The following is a 651-nucleotide window of genomic DNA, read 5'->3' as shown; positions in this document are numbered from 1 at the left end:
TCCTTCTAAAGTACTATGACTTACATAGGTAACTCCAATTGGTAAGTTATCAGTTAAACTTACACCGGTTGCCACACTTGGACCATTGTTCAATACCGTAATCGTATACGTTACTGTGTCTCCCTCATTTGGTATTGCATTGTCTACTACTTTGGTTGTAACTAAATCTGATGCTGAAATAATGATTTCAGCACTTGGATCATCAATTCCAGGTGTTAAATCTGTCTCATTCACTGTTACATTAGTAATTGTATTCACAATTGAAGTTCCGGCAATTGTTCCTTCCGCAGTCACTAAAGCATCAATAGTTAAAAATGCTGAAGTACCTTTTGATAAACTTCCAATTGTCCAATTTCCATTTGTATATGTATTCACATTTCCTCCTGATGCTACATGAGAAATATAAGATACTCCAATAGGTAAATTATCCTCAATAATGATACCTGTTGCATCACTTGGACCCTGATTAACAACTGTTAAAGTATAAGTTAGCGTATCTCCATTGTTTGGAGTTGCATTGTCAACATCTTTGGTAATTACCAAATCAACAATTGCTACCGGTACTGGGGCAACCTGATCTTGGTCAACCTCTGATGGGGTGTTGTTTCCGTGAACAATACCATTTGGATCTGCCTGAGCTGCGCTGGTAAT

The 651-nt window shown here is 37.5% G+C and carries 1 protein-coding gene; it reads right to left on the bottom strand.

The genetic code is table 11. The features are described 5' to 3' along the window. The coding region (locus ACFQ5N_RS14290; RefSeq protein ID WP_386810469.1) for a DUF11 domain-containing protein at positions 1-651 on the bottom strand (651 nt) is incomplete at both ends.

It is taken from the genome of Lutibacter holmesii (genome assembly GCF_042679665.1).
Taxonomy (GTDB): domain Bacteria; phylum Bacteroidota; class Bacteroidia; order Flavobacteriales; family Flavobacteriaceae; genus Lutibacter; species Lutibacter holmesii.
Note: the sequence above shows the minus strand (reverse complement) of the source record. Positions and strands in the feature narration are given on the sequence as shown.